The organism is Streptomyces winkii, from assembly GCF_032248595.1.
GTDB lineage: Bacteria > Actinomycetota > Actinomycetes > Streptomycetales > Streptomycetaceae > Streptomyces > Streptomyces winkii.
Genome location: NZ_JASTTH010000007.1, coordinates 133,187 through 148,311, shown reverse-complemented (window position 1 = coordinate 148,311; position 15,125 = coordinate 133,187). Strand labels below are relative to the sequence as shown.

Genomic DNA, 15,125 nt, shown 5'->3' with positions numbered 1-15,125 from the left:
CGGACGGCCGGTGCGAGCCGGTCAGCCGGCGGCCCGCGTGTACTTCAGCTCGTTGCCCGTGTCCGCGAAGGTGCGCACGAGGGTGCCGTTCACGACGCGGAGCGAGGAGGAGGCACCCGTCTTGCATGTGCCGGAGGAGGCGGTCTTGTTGACTCCCGGCGGGCCGAGGCGCACGGCCTCCCGGCCGCCGCCGGCCGAGAACAGGTCGGCCCTCGCCTCGCAGTGCTCGTTGGGGGCCTCCGAGATCATGCCGACGGACATGGCGCCGGTCGCGACCTGCTTGACGGTCACCCGCTGGGTGCCGCCCGCGGGCAACGGGCGCTGCCAGGTGCCGAGATACTCCTCGGGCAGCTTCTCCGGTTCGGCGACGCGGTGGAGGGTCGCCGTGCGGCCCGCCGCCTGCCACTCCAGAGCCGAACCGGAGGCTGCGCTGGTGAGCTTGTGCGAGCCCAGGGCCGAACACCTGCCCTTGGGCACGCTCTTGACGACCTTGGTGTCCAGCTCGATCGAATCCCCGGCGGAGACGAGCTTGCCGTCGCTCTTGCACTCGTACTTCTGGCCGAGGCTGATGCTGTTGGCGACGACCTCGCCGATCTTGCCGTGCGAGACGACGAACCGCCGGTACTGGCCGGTGGGTTCGCCGTCCCTCATGACCTTGCCGCTCCAGGTGCCGACGTAGCTCTCCGGGATGTCGGAGGACTGATTGCCGCCCGAGCCGCCCGAGTTGAGCAGGGGGAGTTCGGCGCCGGACGCCACGAACGCGACGCCCGCGACGACGAGCGCCGCGAGCGCGCCGATCGCCACGCGGCTGCGCGGACGCCGCGGTGCGGGAGCGGGCGCGGGTACCGGGGAGGGTGCGGCCGGCTGCTGCGCCGCCGCCTCCCCCTCCCCTGAGGACGCGTGCGGCAGCGCGGACGTGTGCTGCTCCCCGCTCCGCTCGCCGCCCGGCACGTCCGGCGCCCCGGAACCCGAGGGCGGGGTGTCGGTATCCAGCAACTGCACGGCGTGACGGCCCAGTTCGGCGATGAGCGTGGTGGGCAGCCACGGAGCGGAGGCCGTGCCCGTGGAGATGGGCTGGACGCCCGCGATGACGTCCTCCGGAGCGGGCCGCTCCGCCGGGTCCTTGGCCAGGCACGAGGCGATCAGCCCGCGCAGCGGCTCTTCGACCCCCTCCAGATCGGGCTCCTCGGAGGCGATGCGGAACATCACCGCGTGGATGCCGCCGCCCTCGCTCCCGAAGGGCGTACGGCCGGTCGCGGCGTACGCGAGCACCGAGCCCATGCAGAAGACGTCGCTCGCCGGGGTGACCTGCTGGGCGCGGATCTGCTCGGGCGACATATAGCTGGGGGAGCCGACGACGACGCCGGTGCCGGTCATCGTCGAGTCGGGCAGGGCGTCCAGAGCACGGACGATGCCGAAGTCGATGACGCGCGGACCGTCGATCGTGACAAGGACGTTGGACGGCTTGAGGTCGCGGTGGACGACGCCGGCGCCGTGGATGTCGAGAAGGGCGCTGGAGAGTCCGTACGCCAGGGTGCGGATGGTGTTCTCGGGGAGCGGGCCCTCGCCCGCGCCGCCTTCGCCTTCGCCGCCGGCACCGCCCGTGCCGCCCCGGCTCTGCATTCGGCCGGAAACGACCTGTTCGAGGGAGGGACCGGCGATGTAGCCGGTGGCGACCCAGGGGTTCTCGGCCTCGGTGTCCGCGTCCAGCACGGGCGCCGTCCAGCGCGCTCCCACCCGGCGCGCGGCCTCCACCTCCAGCCGGAAGCGCGAGCGGAACTCCTTCTCGGCGGCCAGCTCCCCCTTGATCAGCTTCACCGCGACCGTACGTCCGCCCTCGGACCGGGCGAGGTAGACGCGGCCCATGCCGCCGGAGCCCAGCCTGCTCAACAGGCGGTAGCCGCCGATCGATTGCGGGTCGTCCGCCGCCAGCTGAGCCATGTCATCCCCCACGTCGTTCTTCGGCCATGCGTGAGCTGGAACCCTCTCACTGTCCGTCCCCAAGGTCACAGCCGGGCTGCCAACTCGTTCCCGTTTGATGGTCGTGACGATATGTCCTGGCCTGCGGTGTCTCCGCGCCCGCCGGCCGTGTCCGTCAACCGCGCCCGGAGAGGCGGCCCTCCTGCATGGAGGTGAGGCGGGAGACGAGGACGAGGGCGACGATCGTGGCGGGAATGGCGAAGACGTCCATGAACAGGGCCAGGGAGGCCGCCTCCGTGGCGGACTGGACGCTGTCCTCGTCGTACCAGCTCTTGTAGTTGAGGCAGAGGAAGACGAAGTAGAAGAGCCACAACGTCCACCACCCGTTGACGATGCCCCTCCGCGCGCGGGGCCGCGGCCCGTACCCGTACCACTGCGGCACGCTCGGATCGCTGGCGGTCCAGACGTCGTTCATGACCTGCTTGGGCACGAACAGATTGCACACCGGGATCCACCAGGCGCCGACAGCCATGGCGGACGAATAGCGGATGCGGCCGGGCGCGAACGTTTCGGCGTTGACCCGCGTACGCCAGAACCACGTCAGCCACAGCACGATCACGGCGATCATCAGCACCCCGCCGATGCCCTCCGAGGCCAGCGTGGCGCCTTGCAGGCCGCCGAAGCCGTCGATGCGTTCGAGGTCGTAGTAGTACCCCTCCGACCCCACGCCGCTGAGCATGCTGATCACCGCGCCCTCGACGATCAGATCGATCACCGCGACCAGCAGATGGAGGCTCAGCAGCACCGTGAGGGCCTGCGCGAGCTTGCGGGGCGAGAGCGCCGGGCGCGGCCGCTGCGCGGACTGACCGCCGGGAGCGGGGCCGGGTGCGGGCGGGTGTGCCGGTGCGGGCGCCGGCCCGGGCGCGGGCTGCGGCCCCTGGAACCCCGGCTGCCAGGGCTGCTGTTGGCGGGGCGGCGTCGCGTACGGGCTGCTCGCGGGCGGCCCGTAGTGACCGGCCGGCGGCGGTGTGGAGTTCGAGGGAGGAGGAGTTGAGGGCGCCGTCGGCGCCGACAGAGCGGAGGGGGCGGGCGGCGCCGACGGTGCGGCGGAGGCCGCCGGCGCGGACGGTGCGGGCGCCGGAGCGGGCGCCGGGCCGGCCGCCTGCACGGCCGTGGCCCGCGGCTGCTCGACGCTCTCCGGGTCCTCGCTGTCGAGGAGCTGGACGGCGTGCCGCCCGAGCTCCGCTAGCACCTCGCCCGGCAGCCATGTGCCCTTCAGGCCGCCCTCGGTGCGCTGCATCAGCGTCTCCAGGGTGGGCCTGCCCGCCGGGGCCTTGGTGAGGCAGGCGGAGACGATGTCGAGCAACGGGCCTTCCAGCCCGGCCAGTTCGGGCTCCTCCTCGGCGATCCGGAAGAGCAGCGCGTGCACTCCGCTGTCGGCCGTGCCGAACGGCATCCTCCCCGTCGCCGCGTACGCCAGCACGGCGCCGAGGCAGAAGATGTCGCTGGCGGCGGTGGTCTGGAGCCCCCGCACCTGCTCGGGCGACATGAAGCCCGGCGAACCGACCAGCGCGCCCGTACGCGTGAGGCCGCCGGCCGACTGCACCGCGGAGTCCAGGGCGCGTGCGATCCCGAAGTCGATGACGCGCGGGCCGTCGATGGTGATGAGGATGTTGGACGGCTTGAGGTCGCGGTGCACCAGCCCCGCCCGGTGGATGTCGTGCAGCGCGCGGACCAGCCCCGAGGCGAGCGCCGTCACCGACTCCGTCGGCAGCGGCCCGAACTGGTCGTCCACGACCTCGGAGAGCGACGGCCCCGCGATGTAGCCGGTGGCGACCCACGGCGTCTCGGCCTCGGTGTCCGCGTCCAGCACGGGGGCCGTCCACTCGCCGCCCACCTTGCGGGCCGCCGTGATCTCCTGCGCGAAGCGGCGCCGGAAGTCCGGCTGCCGCGCCAACTCGTCCTGCACGGCCTTCACCGCGACCGTACGGCCCCGCCCGGAACGGGCCAGATAGACCCGGCCCATGCCCCCTTCGCCCAGCCTGCCGAGCAGCCGGTAGTCGCCGATCCAGCGTGGGTCCCCGGCGCTGAGCCCCTTCATCTGCCTACCTCTTCCCCCCGGGTATTCGACTGCCCTGAGAATAGAGCGGCCGGCTGCGCTGGTCGGGAGGAGCCCCGAATCCGATCCGAACGCGTTACCGGGCTGATTCGGGGGGCGCACCGAGACGGACTGAATTGAGATGACAAGCTCTCAATTCGCCCTTATCGGTGGGCCGGAGAGCATCGAGGTCTCGTTGTGCGGCTGCTCGCCTATTTTCCCGCTATGGACTCGATCAGCCAGATCATCGCCCATTTCGCACTGGACCTCGTCTCCGTGTCCGTGCTGACGTTCGCCGTCTACTATCCGCGGCACCGGCGCAGGGATCTCATTCCCGGCTATCTCGCCCTGAACGTCTCCCTGTTCGCGCTGGCCGCGGCGCTCGGCCGCAGCGGCGACAGGGGCGGCATCGCGCTCGGCTTCGGCCTGATCGGGGTGCTCTCGATCGTCGGGCTGCGCTCGGAGTCCATGCAGAGCGAGGAAGTCGCCTACTACTTCACGACCCTCGTCCTCGGCCTCATCTGCGGCCTGCCGAACGTGGGCTTCATGCTCACCGTCATGCTCTGCGCGCTGCCGCTGGCGGTGGTCTATGTCGCGGGCCATCCACGGCTGTTCGCCCGTACGCTGCGTGCGCTCGTCACCGTCGACGAGGCGGTCACCGAGCCCGAGGCCATCGAGTCCTTCGTACGGGAACGGCTGGGTGAGCCCCTCTCCTGGAAGATCCAGGAAGTGGACTACGGACGCGATCTGACCGTCGTCGACGTCCGCTACCGGCGGGCGCGCACCGTACGAGGAGCCCGCACGCGGCGGCTGGCGACGATCGGGCGGCAGCGGCGGCCCCGCGAGTCCCCCGGGGAGACCGTGCGCTCGCAGTGAGCGACGGTTCCGTCCGCGCACGTACTCCCGGCCGACGGGCGGGGACACCACTTTGACGAGGCCCTTAGGCTGTGGGCGTCCCACCCGGCGCCTTCCCCGAGCTGAGGAGCCAGAACGTGACAAGCACGAGTACGACCCCGTCGCCCTTCGCCGCGGGCCCCGATGTCCCCGTTCCCGACCCGGCCGCCGGGCAGGCCGTGCGGGCGACGGACCGCGCGCACGTCTTCCACTCCTGGTCCGCGCAGGGGCTGATCGAACCGCTGCCGGTCGCCGGCGGCGAGGGCTCGTACTTCTGGGACTACGACGGCAACCGTTACCTCGACTTCTCCTCCCAGCTGGTCAACACCAACATCGGGCACCAGCACCCCAAGGTCGTCGCCGCCATCCAGGAGCAGGCGGCACGCATGTGCACCATGGCGCCGGGCTTCGCCGTCGACGTGCGTGCGGAGGCCGCGCGCCTCGTCGCTGAGCGCACCCCCGGCGACCTGGACAAGATCTTCTGGACGAACGGCGGCGCGGAGGCGGTCGAGAACGCCGTCCGCATGGCGAAGCTGCACACCGGCCGCCCGAAGGTGCTGAGCACGTACCGCTCGTACCACGGCCACACCGCCGCCGCGATCCACATCACCGGCGAACCGCGTCGCTGGGCCAACGACACGGGCGCGGCCGGCGCGGTGCACTTCTTCGGCCCGCACCTGTACCGGTCGCACTTCTACGCCGAGACGCAGGAGCAGGAGTCCGAACGCGCCCTGGCCCACCTGGAGGAGACGATCGCCTTCGAGGGCCCGGGCACGATCGCGGCGGTGATCCTGGAGACCGTCCCCGGCACCGCGGGCGTGCTCGTGCCGCCGCCGGGCTACCTCGCCGGGGTCCGCGAGATCTGCGACCGCCACGGCATCGTCTTCATCCTCGACGAGGTCATGGCCGGATTCGGGCGCACGGGCGCGTGGTTCGCGGCCGACCACTGGGGCGTCACGCCCGACCTGATCACCTTCGCCAAGGGCGTCAACTCCGGCTATGTGCCGCTGGGCGGCGTCGCCATCTCCGCGGAGATCGCGGCCACCTTCGACCGCCGTCCCTACCCCGGCGGGCTCACCTACTCCGGGCATCCGCTGGCGTGCGGCTCCGCGGTGGCGACGATGAACGCCATGGCGGAGGAGGGCGTCGTCGAGCACGCGGCGCGGCTCGGCGAGGACGTCATCGGCCCGTCCCTGCGCGAGATCGCCGAGCGCCACCCGTCGGTCGGCGAGGTGCGCGGCATGGGCGTCTTCTGGGCGCTGGACCTCGTACGGGACGAGGAGACCCGCGAGCCGCTGGTGCCGTACAACGCGAGCGGTGCCGACAACGCGCCGATGGCCGACTTCGCGGCCGCCTGCAAGCGCGGCGGGGTGTGGCCGTTCGTGAACATGAACCGCACGCATGTCGTGCCGCCGTGCACGGTCAGCGAGGCGGAGGTCAAGGAGGGTCTGGCCGTCCTGGACGAGGCGCTCGGCGCCGCGGACGCGCACACGACCGCAGGGTGATGATCAAGAGGAGCACGCTCCGCGCGCAGATCGCCTCGGCTCTGCGTGACGAGATCCTGGCCGGGAGACTCCCGGCCGGGAGCCGCTTCACGGTCAAGGAGATCGCCGAGCAGTACGGGGTGTCGGCGACCCCCGTGCGCGAGGCGCTGGTCGACCTCGCCGCGCAGGGGCTGCTGGACGTGGAGCAGCACCGGGGCTTCCTCGTCCACGAGTTCACCATCGACGACTACCGGTCGATGGTGAGGGCGCGCATGGTCGTCCTGGACGGGCTCTTCCACGGCTACTTCGCCGCCGACGGGCCCGTGCCGGTCGCCGCGCTCGACCCGTCCGTCCTGGCGTCGGTGCGCCGCAGGGCCGAGGCGGCCGTACGGGCGGCCCGCGCCGGCGACCTGGATGTGCTGATCGGCTACGACCTGCGCTACTGGCGGGAGTTGGGCGAGACCGTCGGCAACCGTTACATCTGCGACTTCCTCGACCGGCTCCGCGTGCAGTGCTGGGTCTACGCCGTGCCGTGCCTGCGCAAGGAGCCCGAGGTGGCGAAGCGGCTGTGGGCGGGGCACCGGGAGCTGCTGGACGCGGTGGAGCACGAGGACGTGGAGGACACCCGCCGGATCATGGACGGCTATCACCGGCATGCTCTGGCGCTCGCGGGGAAGTCGCTGCGGTCGGGGCCGTGAGTTCTCCCGCTGTCGAACGAGGCCCCGGCAGGCGGCATTACGCTGTTGCGACCGAGCTGGGGGTCCCCCGGCGAAGCGAGTCGGGGTCCCCCCGGCGAACCGAGGGGGAGGATGGAGAATCCCTTGGCATGTGATCTCTGGTTGGTTCCCCTCGTCGACGTGCTGTGCCACAGTCCCGACAACCCCTTCGCCGAGGAGATCGCTGCGTACGACAAGGCGCTGACGGAGGCCGGTCTGCCGCCCGTTCCCGTCTACAACTACATGCCGGGCCTGTCGGGCGACGTCGCGCCGGTGGCCGGCTTCGACTACGACGCGCTGCACTTCCTGCGCCGCGCGCACATCCTGGCCGTGTGCGGTCTCGAGGTCTCGCCCGTCGACGAACTCGGCGGCGACTACGAGCAGTTGCTGGAGATGTTCGAGACGACGGCGCAGCAGTCCCATCTGGTGTGGCACTACGACCATGCGGGCGCGTACGTCCCCGTCGACTTCCCCATGCCGCTCGCGAGCGACGAACTGCTGGACGGCGGCGGGCCGCTGGGTTCCAGCCACGGGCTGCTGCGCGAACTGGAGGGCGTCGCACCGTACTTGGGGCTCGACCCGGCCGCTCCGCCGCCCGCTCCGCCGTCCCCGTCGCGGCCCACGGACCTGGAGGAGCCCGCGGAGACGCCGATCGCGTACGGGGAGGGGCCGTTCGCGCGGGAGCGCCACGTGTGGCTGGGTCTGCACGCGGCGGCCACGCGGAGCCTCGCGCAGGGCTCGATGATCGTCTTCAGCTAGGGCGCGTGCAAGCCACCGCGGAGCAGACGGGATTCGTCAGACACCCCCTGGCCGCCGGCGCTCTGCTCAGAAGGGCCCCTCGGGCGGTCGCTGCCGGGGCATGCTCGGGCGGAAGCCGGGCGGCCCCGGGAAGCGGTGCACGTTCTGCGCGGCCGCGCACACCTCCACCGGGCGTGCGGGCTGCGTGCCGGCCGGCTGCGCGGCCTGGGCGGCGGAGCCGGGCCTGAACTCCAGCATCCAGTCGGCCGTTTCGGCCCGTACGATCTCCGAGACGTCCTCGGTGAAGCGGCGCAGCAGCGTCAGCCCGCGCTCCGCGGCCTCGCCCGCGCCGCCCTCGGTCGGGCCGAGCATCTCGCGCACGGACTCCGACGCCCACTCGTACTGGAGGGTCTCCAGCCTCCGCTGGATCGCCTGCGCCGTCGAGACGTCGCGGATCCAGCCCGTCGTCAGCCCGAAGCACCGGTCGGCGCACAGGCACACCACGGCGCCCAGCAACGCCACGTAACCCCACGCCGCGTGCCGCACGGGCAGCGTGCCGGTGAGTGTCAGCAGCGGCAGCACCGCCGCGGCGGTGGCACCCAGGGATGCCCCGGTGCGCAGGGCGCGGGCGCCGCGCCGCTTCCACGTGCGGTCGGTGAGATACCAGTCGGCGATCAGCAACGCCCGCTGCTCCACCCATACGTACAGTTCGTCGAGGCGCTCCCCCGGCTCCCCCCAGTCACCGAGCGGGAACGCACGTCCCGCCCCGGGCCGCATCTCCGGCTTGCTCACCGCCACACCCCACAACACGCGCACCACGACCGCGGCCATGACCACGACCGCTCCGAATGGCCCTGAAGGGCCCCTTCCTACCGCCGTAAGTGGGGCAACGACACCACTTACGGCCGGAATTACCACGGAATTGTGCACTGGTCAGGTATAGGACGGATTCCGCTCTCACTCGAAAGAGTGCGCCGCGAAAGCCGGGAAGGCGGACGTCTAGGCTGCTCCCGTGAGGATTCTGGTCATCGGCGGCGGCGCCCGCGAACACGCCCTGTGCCGCTCTCTCTCGCTCGACCCCGAGGTCACCGCGCTGCACTGCGCGCCCGGCAACGCCGGGATCGCGGAGGTCGCGACGCTGCACGCGGTCGACGCGACGGACGGCGCCGCGGTCGCGGCCCTCGCCGAGACACCGCAGGTGAGGGCCGACCTCGTCGTCATCGGGCCGGAGGCTCCGCTCGTCGCGGGGGTCGCGGACGCGCTGCGGGCGCGCGGCCTCACCGTGTTCGGGCCGTCCGCGCAGGCCGCACGCCTGGAGGGGTCGAAGGCGTTCGCGAAGGACGTGATGGCGGCGGCGGGCGTGCCGACGGCGCGCAGCCACGTGTGCACGACGCCGCAGGAGGCCGACCAGGCGCTGGACGCCTTCGGCCCTCCGTACGTCGTCAAGGATGACGGGCTCGCCGCCGGCAAGGGCGTCGTCGTGACCCCCGACATCGAGGCGGCACGAGCGCACGCGCGCGCCTGCGAACGGGTCGTGATCGAGGAGTTCCTGGACGGCCCGGAGGTCTCGCTCTTCGCGATCACCGACGGCGAGACCGTGGTGCCGTTGCAGCCCGCGCAGGACTTCAAGCGCGCGTACGACGGCGACGAGGGCCCCAACACCGGTGGCATGGGCGCCTATTCGCCCCTGCCGTGGGCGGACCCGGCGCTGGTACGGGAGATCGAGCGGACGGTGCTGAGGCCGACCGTCGACGAACTCCGGCGCCGCGGCACGCCGTTCTCGGGGCTGCTGTACGCGGGGCTCGCGATCACCTCGCGCGGCGTGCGCGTCATCGAGTTCAACGCCCGGTTCGGCGACCCGGAGACGCAGGCCGTCCTGGCCCGGCTGCGCACGCCGCTCGCGGGGCTGCTGCACGCGGCGGCCACGGGGCGGCTGGCCGAGGTGCCGCCGCTGCGCTGGAGCGACGAGGCGGCGGTGACCGTCGTCGTCGCCGCGCGGGACTATCCGGCGACGCCCCGCACCGGCGATGTGATCGAGGGGCTCGACGCGGTGGCGCAGCTGGACGGGCCCGAGGCGTATGTGCTGCACGCGGGCACCAAGCGGGACACGGAGGGCCGGCTCGTCAGCGCCGGCGGCCGGGTGCTCTCCGTCACGGCGACGGGGGCGGGGCTCTCGGGTGCGCGCGAGCGTGCGTACGAGGCGCTCGGGCGCATCCGGCTGGACGGCTCGCATCACCGTACGGACATCGCGGCGGAGGCCGCCGAGGCCGCGCGCCCATAACGGGCATTTCGGGACGGGCCGGACACCCCTCTCACCCCCCGCCGACGCAAGAGCTCTCCCCAAAGCCATTCCATCGAGTGACCGGACAGCGGAGCGGCTGACGGGTGTGAGGGCCCCAACTAGGGTTCCGCGCAAGCCGCATGGGGCGATCCCGGCCGGTGCCCGGCTGTGTCCCGACTGGCCCTGCGCACGTTGCGGTGTCGGTGCGCGGTGCCACAGTGGGGACCACCGAAGCCCGGGAATCCGGGCCCGTCGTGATGGGGGTGAGCAGTTCGTGGTGGGCCGCCAGGCAGGGACGCGCTCCGCGCGCTCGCACGCTCTCTCCGTGCTCCGCATCCGCGGCACGGCGCTCGCTCTCGCGCTGCTGCCCGCCGGGGCGGCGGTGATCCTGCTGGCCGCGCAGGCGACGGGCCGCATCGGCGCCGACTGGGCGGGGGTGCGGCTGGCGGTGACCTGCGTCGCCGTGCTGGCGCTCGCGCTGGCCGGCGCCGTCGCCGTGGTGATCGCACGGTCGAGGCCCGCCGTCTCGCCCACCGTCCCCGTCGAGGAGGGCTCCGCCGCCGACCTGTACGACCTGGTGCGCGATCTGGCCGAGCGGCTTGAGGTTCCGGCGCCCTCGGCCGTCGCCCTCACACCGGACTGCGACAGCTGGCTGGAGGACCGTGCGCACAGCGCCCGGGGCCGGGTCGCCCCGGTGCTCGTCATCGGCTCGCCCTTCCTGTGGTGGATGCGGGTCGCCGAGCTGCGTGCCCTGCTGGCTCCCGTGGTGGCGGGCACCGGGCCCTCCGTGCATCCGGACATAGCCGCGGCCCGCCGCTTCGTCCGGGGGCTGGACGCCGCGGTCGCCGTCGCCGACAAGGCGCACGCCGTGCCGGCGGGCGGTCCGGGCCCGGCCGGTCCGGGTGGTCCCGCCGGTCCGGCCGATCCGGGCGGACTCGCCCGTCCGGCCGCCGCGGTGCGCCGCGCCGGTCTCCGCTTCGCCGGCGGCTGCGCCCGTCTGATGCTCCGCGCCTGCGCGGAGCACGCGGCGGAGATGGAGCGCGGAGTCGCCGCCGCGGCCGCCGCCCGTGCACAGGGTGTGGATCACGCGCTGCGCACGGCGGCGCAGGAGCAGGTCGGCCTCGCCTACGCGGGCTGGGACCGGCTGCTCACCCGGGTCGCCCTGCCCGCGTGGCGCATCGGCCGCTGGCCCGCCCGGCTCGACGCCGGCGTGGTCTCGGCGCTGACGGAGCTCTCCCACCGGGACAGGCTCGCGGAGGGCTTCACCTCCCGTCTCGGCGAGCGGCCCGCGTGCGATCTCCTGGACGAGCCGGGCGCCGTCGACGAGGCGGTCTCCCTGCTCGCCGCCCGCCTCTTCCACGGCGGCCCGGCCGAGCCCGGGCCGGACTGGGCGCCGCTGGACTGGCAGGGGTATCCGGAGGAGGTCGTCGACCGCATCTGGCGCACCCGCGCCGCCCGCCTCTTCACACAACTCGACGCGCTGGACAGGCCGGGCGGCGGCGCGGCGCACGGCGGAGCGACTCCCGCGAGGGTCATGGAGTGGCTCGCGGGGAGCGGAGAGGCCCGTACGGACGAGCTGGCCGCCCGCATAGGAGCGGCCGACGCGCGTGAGATGTCGCACAGATCGCGGGAGGGCGCGCTCCCGGCTCCGCTCATAGCGGGCGTGGCGGACGGCACCGGCGTCTCGCCCATGGGCCTTCCACTCCAGCCGCCGCGCAGCGGACGCGAGTTGATGACGGAGCACATCACGGCGGTGATCTGCTGCGCCGCCGTGGACAGCGCGGGCGCCGCACCCGGGCTGGACTGGCTCGACGGCCCGGCGCTCCTGGTCGGCGGTGCCCGCGCCGCGGACATGTCGGGCCCGGTGCTCCGGCTCGTCGAGGACGGCGACGGCCGAGCCCTTCGCGACTGGATGGCCGGTGTGGGGGTCAGGGCGGACAAGCCCGTCCGCCTCGTCTGATGCCGGGGGGTGACACGACGCTCGCGTAATGTGATGGGGTGGCTCGGTCGAGGCGTCGGCAATCAGTGGGGGTGGGGGTCACTCGTGGGATCACGGGCGAGAGCACAGTCGGGGTCGCATTCGGAGAGACACGTGCCGTCACGCGGTGGAAAGCGCGGTGGGAAGGGGGCCATCAGGCGCTGGGAGTCGGGGGCGCTCGCGCACGCCGTGACCGACCCGTTCGGGCAGGGGCCGCTCCCGTGGCTCCGCTTCGGTGAGCAGTACTTCGACAACGGCCGCATGGTCCCCTGGTACGTGGACCACACCGGCCTGGAGGACGTGCTCTCCGGCGAGTACATCCACCGCAGCCCTGGCGTCGGCCGCCCCCGTACCGCCGACGATCTGCATTGCCAGATCAAGGGGTTCGCGGGCAGCGACGGCGGTACGGCACCGGGCGAGTCCCTCGACTTCCGCATCACCGTCGATCCGCCGCAGCCCTTCGGCGTCGACGTCTACCGCATCGGTCACTACGACGGCGACGGCGCCCGGAAGGTCACCACCAGCCCGCGCCTCTCCGGCATCCGCCAGCCCGCCCCGCTCACCGCCGACAAGACCGTCTCCTGCCACCACTGGTGGCTGTCCTGGCGCCTCCAGATCCCCGAGCACTGGTCCACCGGCGCCTATGTCGCCGTCCTCACCACCGCCGACGGCCGGCACCGGTCGCACATCCCCTTCACCGTCCGCGACCGGGCCCCCGCCGACCTCCTGCTCGTCCTGCCCGACATCACCTGGCAGGCGTACAACCTCTTTCCCGAGGACGGCCGCACCGGCGCCAGCCTCTACCACGCGTGGGACGAGGAGGGCCGCCTGCTCGGCGAGGCGGACGCCGCCGTCACGGTCTCCTTCGACCGCCCCTACGCGGGCGCGGGTCTGCCCCTGCACGTGGGCCACGCCTACGACTTCATCCGCTGGGCCGAGCGCCAGGGCTACGACCTCGCGTACGCCGACGCCCGCGATCTGCACGCCGGCCGCGTCGATCCGGCGCGCTGCCGCGGCGTGGTCTTCCCCGGCCACGACGAGTACTGGACGGTGCCCATGCGCCGCGCGGTGGAGCGCGCCCGCGACGAGGGCACCTCGCTGGTCTTCCTCTCCGCCAACACCATGTACTGGCAGGCCCAGTTGGACCCCCTGCCCGGCGGCGCCCCCGACCGGCTGCTGACCTGCCGCAAGCGCCGGGGTCCCGGCCGCTCCGTCCAGTGGCGCGCGCAGGGCCAGCCGGAACAGCGCGTGCTGGGCATCCAGTACGCGGGGCAGGTGCCGCAGCCGTACCCGCTGGTGGTGCGCAACAGCGACCACTGGCTGTGGCGGTCCGCCGGAGTGGCCGACGGCGACGAACTGCCAGGCCTGGTGGCGGGGGAGGCCGACTGCTACTTCCCCCGTACGAGCCTGCCCGCCCATACCGAGCGCGTGCTGCTCTCGCACTCCCCGTACGACGACATGCGGGGCGCCCGCCGCCACCAGGAGACCTCTCTCTACCGGGCTCCCTCCGGCGCGCTGGTCTTCTGCTCCGGCACCTTCGCCTGGTCGCCGGCGCTCGACCGGCCCGGTCACGTGGACGCCCGCGTCCAGCGGGCCACGGCCGAACTGCTCGACAGGGTCAGCAAGGGCGGCTGAGCGCACGCCGCTCGACGCCCTGGCCGACCAGTCCGCCGGGCCGGGTCGCGTCCGTGCCCTCGGCCGGGACCCCCGGGAGGTGTGCGAAGCCCGCGTACGGGACAATCGGGAGCTGAAGCGCACTTCCCCTGGCCTCACTCCCCGGCGTCTCCCCTGCTCCGCGGGGGCGTCGCGGGGAGGCATCCGCCGGGGAGACCCCGATGACCGCGGAGGACCAGTGTCCGGATTCGTGGAGAAGCCCGACCCCGTGCAGGTCCCGGGCCTGCTGCACCTGCACACCGGCAAGGTGCGCGACCTGTACCGCAACGAGGCGGGCGAGTTGGTGATGGTGGCCAGCGACCGCATCTCGGCGTACGACTGGGTGCTGCCCACGGAGATCCCCGACAAGGGCAGGATTCTCACGCAGCTCTCGCTGTGGTGGTTCGAGCAGCTCGCGGACCTCGTTCCCAACCACGTCATCGGCACCGACGTCCCCGAGGGCGCCCCGGCCGAGTGGGAGGGGCGCACCATGGTGTGCCGCTCGCTGCGCATGATCCCGGTGGAGTGCGTCGCGCGGGGCTATCTGACGGGCTCGGGGCTCGCGGAGTACGAGAAGTCCCGTACGGTCTGCGGTCTCGCACTGCCCGAAGGGCTCACCGACGGCTCGGAGTTGCCCGGACCGATCTTCACGCCCGCCACCAAGGCCGCGGTCGGCGACCACGACGAGAACGTCAGCTACGAGGAGGTCGCCCGCGAGGTGGGGGCCGAAACCGCCACGCAGCTGCGGCAGTTGACGCTCGCCGTCTACCAGCGCGCCCGCGACGTCGCGATGGACCGCGGCATCATCCTCGCCGACACGAAGTTCGAGTTCGGCCACGGGACGCACGACGGCGAGCAGGGCATCGGCGTGCCGGCCGAGTCCGACGTCGGGCTGGTGCTCGGGGACGAGGTGCTCACGCCCGACTCGTCGCGCTTCTGGCCCGCGGACAAGTGGGAGCCCGGGCACGCACAGCCCTCGTTCGACAAGCAGCTCGTGCGCGACTGGCTCTCCGGCCCGGAGTCCGGTTGGGACAGGAGCGGCGGGCAGCCCCCGCCGAAGCTGCCCGAGCGGATCGTCGAGCGGACCCGCGAGAAGTACGCGGAGGCGTACCGGATGCTCACCGGACTCGACTGGTCCTGGCCGCTTCGGTGATGTAGTTGGTGAACGCACGCGGATTTCCCCGGAGTCGAACCCTCCGTCCATGACGGTGCATACGGGGCGGAAGCACACCTTATGAAGGGCCCTTTCGAAATGGTCTTCCTCTGAGGGGTGTTGGGCGCCTTCGTTTTTCCTATGCTCGGAAGCCTGTTCTTGCACATGGGCCACAAGCTTTGACGACCTGCCCATGTGCACGGGGTCTTG

11 protein-coding genes are annotated in these 15,125 nt (G+C 72.7%); 8 read left to right on the top strand and 3 right to left on the bottom strand.

The window, feature by feature from the left end; all coding sequences use genetic code 11:
• Positions 1–21: 21 nt before the first annotated feature.
• Together QQM67_RS22080 and QQM67_RS22075 are read right to left on the bottom strand one after the other, a co-directional pair.
• Positions 22–1,941: a serine/threonine-protein kinase gene (locus QQM67_RS22080; protein WP_314175757.1), complete on the bottom strand. Its 1,920-nt coding sequence runs from the start codon at positions 1,939–1,941 to the stop codon at positions 22–24.
• 154 nt (positions 1,942–2,095) lie between these two features.
• Positions 2,096–4,021, bottom strand: coding sequence for a protein kinase domain-containing protein (locus QQM67_RS22075; protein WP_314175756.1), 1,926 nt, complete (start codon positions 4,019–4,021; stop codon positions 2,096–2,098).
• Between the two features lie 222 nt (positions 4,022–4,243).
• On the opposite strand from QQM67_RS22075, the gene QQM67_RS22070 reads away from it, so the two are divergent.
• From QQM67_RS22070 to QQM67_RS22055, 4 genes are all read left to right on the top strand, one after another.
• Positions 4,244–4,894, top strand: a complete 651-nt coding sequence (locus QQM67_RS22070) for a DUF4956 domain-containing protein (RefSeq protein ID WP_314175755.1) — start codon at positions 4,244–4,246, stop codon at positions 4,892–4,894.
• A 116-nt stretch (positions 4,895–5,010) separates the two neighbouring features.
• Positions 5,011–6,417 carry an aspartate aminotransferase family protein gene (locus QQM67_RS22065; protein ID WP_314175754.1) on the top strand — a complete coding sequence of 469 codons (1,407 nt, stop codon included), beginning with the start codon at positions 5,011–5,013 and terminating at the stop codon, positions 6,415–6,417.
• Positions 6,417–7,094, top strand: a complete 678-nt coding sequence (locus QQM67_RS22060; protein WP_314175753.1) for a GntR family transcriptional regulator — start codon at positions 6,417–6,419, stop codon at positions 7,092–7,094. The genes QQM67_RS22065 and QQM67_RS22060 overlap by 1 nt, the downstream gene beginning before the upstream one ends.
• A gap of 123 nt (positions 7,095–7,217) precedes the next feature.
• Positions 7,218–7,871, top strand: coding sequence for a hypothetical protein (locus tag QQM67_RS22055; protein ID WP_314175752.1), 654 nt, complete (start codon positions 7,218–7,220; stop codon positions 7,869–7,871).
• A gap of 66 nt (positions 7,872–7,937) precedes the next feature.
• Here the strand turns inward: QQM67_RS22055 and QQM67_RS22050 are convergent, their stop codons facing one another.
• Positions 7,938–8,681 carry an SLATT domain-containing protein gene (locus tag QQM67_RS22050; RefSeq protein WP_399067345.1) on the bottom strand — a complete coding sequence of 248 codons (744 nt, stop codon included), beginning with the start codon at positions 8,679–8,681 and terminating at the stop codon, positions 7,938–7,940.
• A gap of 181 nt (positions 8,682–8,862) precedes the next feature.
• Here QQM67_RS22050 and purD point away from each other — a divergent pair, with 181 nt between their 5' ends.
• The 4 genes from purD (at position 8,863) to QQM67_RS22030 (ending at position 14,915) form a co-directional block, all read left to right on the top strand.
• Positions 8,863–10,131, top strand: a complete 1,269-nt coding sequence (purD, locus tag QQM67_RS22045; protein WP_314175751.1) for a phosphoribosylamine--glycine ligase — start codon at positions 8,863–8,865, stop codon at positions 10,129–10,131.
• A 325-nt stretch (positions 10,132–10,456) separates the two neighbouring features.
• Positions 10,457–12,091, top strand: a complete 1,635-nt coding sequence (locus QQM67_RS22040) for a hypothetical protein (RefSeq protein WP_314175750.1) — start codon at positions 10,457–10,459, stop codon at positions 12,089–12,091.
• Positions 12,092–12,223: 132 nt separating this feature from the next.
• Entirely contained in the window at positions 12,224–13,744 is a 1,521-nt protein-coding gene (locus tag QQM67_RS22035) for a N,N-dimethylformamidase beta subunit family domain-containing protein (protein WP_314175749.1), read from the top strand.
• Positions 13,745–13,961: 217 nt separating this feature from the next.
• A complete protein-coding gene (locus QQM67_RS22030) occupies positions 13,962–14,915 on the top strand; it encodes a phosphoribosylaminoimidazolesuccinocarboxamide synthase (RefSeq protein WP_314175748.1) in 954 nt (317 codons plus the stop codon).
• The last annotated feature ends 210 nt before the right edge of the window (positions 14,916–15,125 follow it).

Coding starts and splice junctions, on each gene's coding strand:
- QQM67_RS22060 (WP_314175753.1), top strand. CDS start 6,417: ATGATCAAGAGGAGCACGCTCCGCGCGCAGATCGCCTCGGCTCTGCGT.
- QQM67_RS22075 (WP_314175756.1), bottom strand. CDS start 4,021: ATGAAGGGGCTCAGCGCCGGGGACCCACGCTGGATCGGCGACTACCGG.
- QQM67_RS22070 (WP_314175755.1), top strand. CDS start 4,244: ATGGACTCGATCAGCCAGATCATCGCCCATTTCGCACTGGACCTCGTC.
- QQM67_RS22080 (WP_314175757.1), bottom strand. CDS start 1,941: ATGGCTCAGCTGGCGGCGGACGACCCGCAATCGATCGGCGGCTACCGC.
- QQM67_RS22050 (WP_399067345.1), bottom strand. CDS start 8,681: ATGGCCGCGGTCGTGGTGCGCGTGTTGTGGGGTGTGGCGGTGAGCAAG.